The sequence below is a fragment of the Paenibacillus zanthoxyli JH29 genome, from assembly GCF_000520715.1.
Lineage (GTDB): Bacteria > Bacillota > Bacilli > Paenibacillales > Paenibacillaceae > Paenibacillus_AQ > Paenibacillus_AQ zanthoxyli.
Map to the genome: position 1 here is coordinate 1 of NZ_ASSD01000524.1, position 6,253 is coordinate 6,253.

General features: G+C 50.0%; 5 protein-coding genes and 2 riboswitches. All 5 genes read left to right on the forward strand.

Annotated features, from left to right (window positions below; all coding sequences use genetic code 11):
- Positions 1-2,538: phospholipid carrier-dependent glycosyltransferase (locus L691_RS29585; RefSeq protein WP_025692183.1), on the forward strand; the 2,538-nt coding region annotated here is incomplete at its 5' end.
- A 34-nt stretch (positions 2,539-2,572) separates the two neighbouring features.
- The gene (locus L691_RS0120305) at positions 2,573-3,577 is read left to right on the forward strand and encodes a glycosyltransferase family 2 protein (protein WP_025692184.1); all 1,005 of its coding nucleotides are present in this window, start codon (positions 2,573-2,575) and stop codon (positions 3,575-3,577) included.
- The gene (locus tag L691_RS0120310; RefSeq protein WP_025692185.1) at positions 3,570-4,040 is read left to right on the forward strand and encodes a GtrA family protein; all 471 of its coding nucleotides are present in this window, start codon (positions 3,570-3,572) and stop codon (positions 4,038-4,040) included. Before L691_RS0120305 ends, L691_RS0120310 begins: the two co-directional genes overlap by 8 nt.
- Positions 4,041-4,051: 11 nt before the next feature.
- On the forward strand, positions 4,052-4,711 hold the full coding sequence (locus L691_RS0120315; protein ID WP_025692186.1) for a class D sortase: 660 nt from the start codon (positions 4,052-4,054) through the stop codon (positions 4,709-4,711).
- Positions 4,712-4,814: 103 nt separating this feature from the next.
- A riboswitch (cyclic di-GMP riboswitch) is annotated at positions 4,815-4,895 on the forward strand.
- 76 nt (positions 4,896-4,971) lie between these two features.
- Positions 4,972-5,052, forward strand: a riboswitch (cyclic di-GMP riboswitch).
- 13 nt (positions 5,053-5,065) lie between these two features.
- On the forward strand, positions 5,066-5,875 hold the full coding sequence (locus L691_RS0120320) for a transglutaminase-like domain-containing protein (protein WP_025692187.1): 810 nt from the start codon (positions 5,066-5,068) through the stop codon (positions 5,873-5,875).
- The last annotated feature ends 378 nt before the right edge of the window (positions 5,876-6,253 follow it).

Sequence of the window (6,253 nt, forward strand, 5' to 3'; positions counted from 1 at the left end):
CCGGTACTGCTGTTCGCCTTCATCCATTGCCGTGCGTGGAAAGAACTGCTGAAAGGAGCGGTGTACGGGCTTATCGCATTTACCCTGATCACACTGCCATTCTTTTGGGGCAACGGAGGACTTGGCGGTCTGATCGGTCTGTACAAAAGCACGTTGACTTCCTATCCTTATTCCACCGTCAACGCTTTTAACCTGTACACGCTCATCGCTCCGTCATGGTCGCCGATTGACCAAATGTGGCTCGGTATTCCTTACCGCGCTTGGGGCAATATTTTTATTATAGCCGCAGTAGCTTTGGCCGCGTTGTTCTCGTTCCGGAAAGACCGAAAAGACCTGTCTAAGTCCTTCTTTATCGGTCTCGTTTTAATTGTGGTCATGTTTGTGGTTGGAACCAAAATGCATGAACGGTATATGTTCCCGGCGCTTGCATTAAGCTTGTTCGCCTTTATGCAGATCAAGGACCGGAGGCTGCTGACGCTGTTCTTCGGCCTGAGCCTGACCCAATTTGCCAATGTAGAATACGTGCTGCTGTATCTGAATGCGGGGCAGAATCCCGGCTCGGACGGTATCGTCCTTGTTACATCCATCGCCAACGTTGGACTGCTGCTGTACATGCTGTATATCGGCTGGGATATATATTTCAGGGGAAGGGTGCTGACGCTGGCTCCTGCGTATACCGATAAGCAGAAACGGGAAACCGATTTGGCGCTAGTCGGTGAACTCCGTCCGGATCATTCCCCGCAGGGAAGTGCTGTTCCCCGGATGATGCGAAGAGACTGGCTGTGGATGGCGGCTATTACAGTCCTATATGGAGCGCTAGCCATGGTCAATCTCGGTTCGGTCCGTTCGCCGGAAACGGTGTGGGCGCCTTCGGCCGCCGGTGAAAGCTTCTATGTTGATCTGGGCACAGCGAAGCAGCTGGACAAGGTGAGAATATTCGGCGGCGTGGGCACCGGTGAATTTACGCTGGAATTTGGCGATTCGCCGCAAAGCTGGTCTGGACCGGTCAAGATTAAGGAGGATGTCGGCAACGTCTTTATCTGGAAAAGCCAGCAGCTTAACGCCACGGCGCGCTATGTCCGAGTTTTTGTAAATAACCCGGGCTTTTATCTGCATGAGATTGCCTTTTATGAGAAAGGAAACGGGTCGCCGCTGCCCGTCGCCGGAGTGTCACCCGATACAGGAGGAACTCCCAAAAAAGGTGAACCGGCTAACCTGTTCGACGAGCAGCAGCTTATTCCAGCCCATTCGGGCTTTATGAACAGCACCTATTTTGATGAGATTTATCATGCACGCACCGCATATGAATACGCCCATGGCATCGTTCCGTACGAGAATACGCATCCGCCGCTGGGCAAGCTGCTAATTTCCGTAGGGATGGCGCTGTTCGGCGTTAATCCTTTCGGCTGGCGGATCGTCGGCACAGTATTTGGCATCGCCATGCTGCCTGTGATGTATGTAATGGCGCTGCGGCTGTTCGGGCGGACTCGCTATGCCGCGCTTGCGGCGGGGCTGTTCGCGCTGGACTTCATGCATTTTACGCAGACCCGGATTTCTACCATTGATGTGTACGGCGTCTTCTTCATCATGCTGATGTTCTACTTCATGCAGCGTTACGCGGCAATGAATTTCTATCGCCTTCCGCTGCGCAAGACACTGTGGCCGCTTTTTTGGTCGGGATTGTTCTTCGGTATCGGAGTTGCCTCCAAATGGATTGTGCTGTATGGAGGGGCTGGGCTCGCCGTTATGCTCGGCATTTCGCTCTTTGACCGGTACCGGCAGCACAGGGCAGCCCGGCGAGTGCTTGCAGAAGGCAAGCGGGCGGACCCCGAACTGTCAGCGGCTTGCCAAGAGGCTGCGCGAACATTCTGGAGCAGAACCGTAATTACTCTGGCTTCCTGCATTATCTTCTTTATTGTTATTCCGGCAGCGATTTACAGCTTATCGTTTATTCCCGTACTGTCCGTCACACCGGAAGGCTATACAATTAAAGGATTGCTAGAAGCGCAGAAGAATATGTACGACTACCACAGCCAGCTTGTGGCTACCCATCCGTTCTCATCTCAGTGGTGGCAGTGGCCCTTTATGAAGCGCCCGGTATGGTTCTTCAGCGGCGGAGAGGGATTGCCGGCAGGCCAGACCAGCAGCATTGTAACGATGGGCAATCCGCTGATCTGGTGGACAGGGGTTTTTGCTATCCTTGCTGTCCTGTGGCTGACGCTGAGACGCCGCGAAAAGCCGCAATACGTCATTTGGATCGGCTATTTTTCCCAGTATATTCCCTGGATGCTCGTTCCGCGCGAGACGTTCCTTTACCATTATTTTGCCATGGTCCCGTTCATGATTCTGGCGCTGGTCTATCTGCTGAAACTGTCGGACAGCGTGTTCCCGGAATCCCGGTCAAGAGTCATTCGTTATGTGTATGTCGCTGCGGCGGCGCTGCTCTTTATTATGTTCTATCCCGTCTTATCGGGTATGCAGGTTAGCGGGGACTACGTCACAGGTTTCCTGCGCTGGTTCCCGACTTGGGTCTTTTAGGGATACGGCCGTCTACAATTTAGGAGGAAAAGAAATGAAAGCCAGATACAGCGTGATCGTCCCGATGTATAATGAAGAAGAAGTGATTTCCCATACTCACGAGCGTCTAAAAGAAGTCATGGACCGCTGCGGAGACGCGTACGAACTGATCTTCGTAAACGATGGAAGCCGGGACCGCTCAGCCGATATCATCCGGGAGATTGCAGGTAGGGACGGTCATGTGAAGCTGATTGACTTCTCGCGGAATTTCGGCCACCAAATCGCGATTACCGCTGGTATGGATTATGCAGAGGGGGAAGCGGTCGTCGTTATCGACGCCGATCTTCAGGACCCGCCCGAGGTCATACTTGAGCTGATTGCCAAGTGGAAACAGGGATATGAAGTGGTGTATGCCAAACGGCTGAAGCGCCACGGCGAAACATTTTTCAAAAAAATCACCGCTAAGCTGTTTTACCGCCTGCTGAGCAGGTTGACGAGCGTGGATATTCCGACCGATACGGGCGACTTCCGTCTGATTGACCGCAAGGTATGCGACGTTTTGCGCGAACTGAAGGAGAAGAACCGCTATGTCAGAGGACTGGTCAGCTGGGTCGGCTTCCGCCAGACGATGGTGGAGTATGTCCGCGAGGAGCGCTTTGCCGGGGAGACCAAATATCCGCTCAAAAAAATGATGCGGTTCGCGCTCGACGGCATCACGTCCTTTTCGCACAAACCACTTAAAATCGCGTCTTACCTTGGGTTTTTGCTTTCGTTTTCGAGCTTTGTCTTCTTGTTCTTCGTCCTGATGCAGAAGTGGTTTACTTCCCGGACGGTACCCGGCTGGGCCTCCATCGTCGGCGTGAACCTGCTGTTTAACGGAATTGTGCTTATGATCCTCGGGGTAATCGGGGAATATATCGGCCGGATATACGATGAATCGAAGGACCGGCCGCTGTACATTGTCCGCGAGGAGGTAGGCTACAGAAACTTGAAGGAAGAGGAAGCCGAGCTCTTTCGGGAGGAAGCCGGACAATCACGGAAGGGTGTACCCCATGAATAACAGAAATGTACGCGGCGATATCCTCCAGTTCGTTAAATTTAATATTGTCGGCCTGCTGAATACGCTGGTAGATATGGCCGTGTTCGCACTGCTGCATTCGCTTGGACTGTTCTATGTCATAGCCCAAATCATCTCTTATGGCGCGGGAACGGCCAACAGCTTTATTTTGAACAGTAAAATAACGTTCAAGGACCGGCAGCGGAGCAAGGAAGAAGGCTTTGATCATAGGCAGCTTCTGAGGTTTATAGCATTGAATCTGTTCGTGCTGTGCATATCCCTGCTGCTCATGAGCGTTCTAATCACTCGTCTTGGACTGCAGGAATTTTTGTCGAAGGTATTGGTTACGTTTGTTACGGTCATCATCAATTTTTTTGGCAGCAGAAAATGGGTGTTCGTGAAGCCAAAGCAGTCTCTGCCTGTCTCCGGTGAGGTGATCTCTGGAACAGATGCGGAGCGACGATAGAGGTGAAGATAATGCGCAAGCTTTCTTATATCATAATTATCGCCGGTGTTCTGCTGATCCTTTATCCGAAGGCCAGCGAATGGTTTGAAGATTGGCAGCAGCAGAAGCTGCTAAAGGAAGCGGAGCAGAGTTTTGAACAAAGCGCGGAGACGGCTCAGAATTCGGCCGATCCCGATCTGCGGCTCAAGTACGCTAAGGTGACACAACTGCTTGCCGAAGAATCGGCACTGGACGAGCCGTCGCAGCTTGCAGCGGATAAAGGCGGATCAGACGTAAACGAGAAAGCTATCGCGCTAATTGAGATTGATAAAATCGACGTAAAGCTGCCCGTGCTTGAAGGAGCCACCAAAGCGAATATGCGGCATGCGGCCGTGCATTTGACCGAGACCGCTCCGCTTGGAGAAATCGGGAATGCGGCTATCGCCGCTCACCGCGCCCATACCAAGGGGAGGCTGTTCAACCGTCTGAACGAGGTGAAGATTGGCGATACGATTACCGTTAAGACCCAAGGGAAGGTTTATGACTATACGGTCTACGATATCTCGATTGTCGCGCCTACTGACGTGTCCGTGCTGGAAGGCAACCATAAAGACCGCATCCTTACGCTCATCACATGCGATCCGCTGATTAATCCGACACATCGGTTAATTGTGCACGCAAAGCTTCCGTGACTGTGGCGGAAGTATGGAAAAATAGGTAATTGACCAGGTATATTTTCCTAGTTTCCTATTGATAATTCATATAAATATGGTAATCTGATATTAGAAAAGCTAAACACGATAACGGCAAACCTATCGAAAGATAGGGACGCAAAGCTAAAGGGCCTTCCCGCAAGGATGGCAGCCAGCTACCGAATGCAAAAGCTTTTTTTATTTGCTCATCAGTATAAATAATGGTACTTATACCAAATATTTTTTAAGAGATGGAACTTGTACGACAATGGCAAACCTATCGAAAGGTAGGGACGCAAAGCTAAAGGGCCTTCCCGCGAGGGTGGCAGCCAGCTACCGAAAGGAGTTTTATCTATGAAGAAGTTTTATTTCATACTTCTCATATTATTTACATTAGCCAACTCCGTTCCGGTTACCCCGGCAGCCGCCGCGAGCGGCAATTCCGAATGGCTCGACACTTCGAATTTAAGCCAAGGTATTGTTGGCATTCAATATAACGTTCCTCAGGGCAAGCGCACGAAACTGATGATCACCAAGAACGGCAGCAGGTATACTTACAACCTCTTCGCATCAGAGCCCAACGAGTCCTTCCCGCTGCAGCTAGGCACCGGCTCCTATAAAGTTTCCATCCTTGAGAATACCAGCGGCAACAAGTATAAAATCATATATTCCGATTCTATCGATCTTTCGGTGAGCGACCCTAACGCCGTATATCTGAGCTCTGTGCAGAATATTAAATGGAGTCTGTCCGACAAAGCGATCCAAAAAGCGAAACAACTCACCCAGAATGCCAACACCGACAAAGAAAAAGTAACCGCCATCTATAACTATATCGTCTCCAATGTAAAATACGACTACGCTTTGGCAGCCAACGTATCCACCGATTATATGCCGGACATCGACAGAACGCTTGCCAGCAAAAAAGGAATCTGCTACGACTATGCTTCCCTCTTTGCAGCTATGCTTCGCAGCGTGAATGTTCCCGCTAAGCTTGTGATGGGTGAAAGCAGCTATGTATCTCAATACCATGCATGGAATGAAGTCCTCATTGATGGGCAGTGGGTGACTATTGATACGACGGTAGACGCCGGCTTAGGTAAGAGTAATAAAGCGGTCTCCCTTTTTAAAAACGCCAGCAAATACAGCGGTGCGAAGTATTATTAAGCAACTGAAAGCTTCATGAATAAAATGTACAATCCGCTTAAATAATAAGTGGATTGTTTTTTTCTATTTAGGGGTTGCCATATTGCCAAAGAAGAGGTATTATAGGTAAGTCGTCCTCGGGGGACATAAGCTTTTACCGACAAGATGAAATAAACTTTCAAAAAAAGCTTGCGTTTCTGTAGAGTGTATGATATATTATAAAAGTTGTTGCTGAGGCAAAGTTGAACGGCGGCAACCAAGTTTGATCTTTGAAAACTGAACAACGAGTGAGTGGGAATTCGCTTAGCGAGTTCCAAAAAAAGATGGATTTCACGGCGTGTTTCACGCTTTTGAAATGCCATCTATGAGAATGCAAATTCTCGTCAGATGTTTCAAAAT

Bases quoted from the DNA above. Each gene is read 5' to 3' on its own strand.
- L691_RS0120315 (WP_025692186.1), top strand. From the start codon at position 4,052: ATGCGCAAGCTTTCTTATATCATAATTATCGCCGGTGTTCTGCTGATC.
- L691_RS0120310 (WP_025692185.1), top strand. From the start codon at position 3,570: ATGAATAACAGAAATGTACGCGGCGATATCCTCCAGTTCGTTAAATTT.
- L691_RS0120305 (WP_025692184.1), top strand. From the start codon at position 2,573: ATGAAAGCCAGATACAGCGTGATCGTCCCGATGTATAATGAAGAAGAA.
- L691_RS0120320 (WP_025692187.1), top strand. From the start codon at position 5,066: ATGAAGAAGTTTTATTTCATACTTCTCATATTATTTACATTAGCCAAC.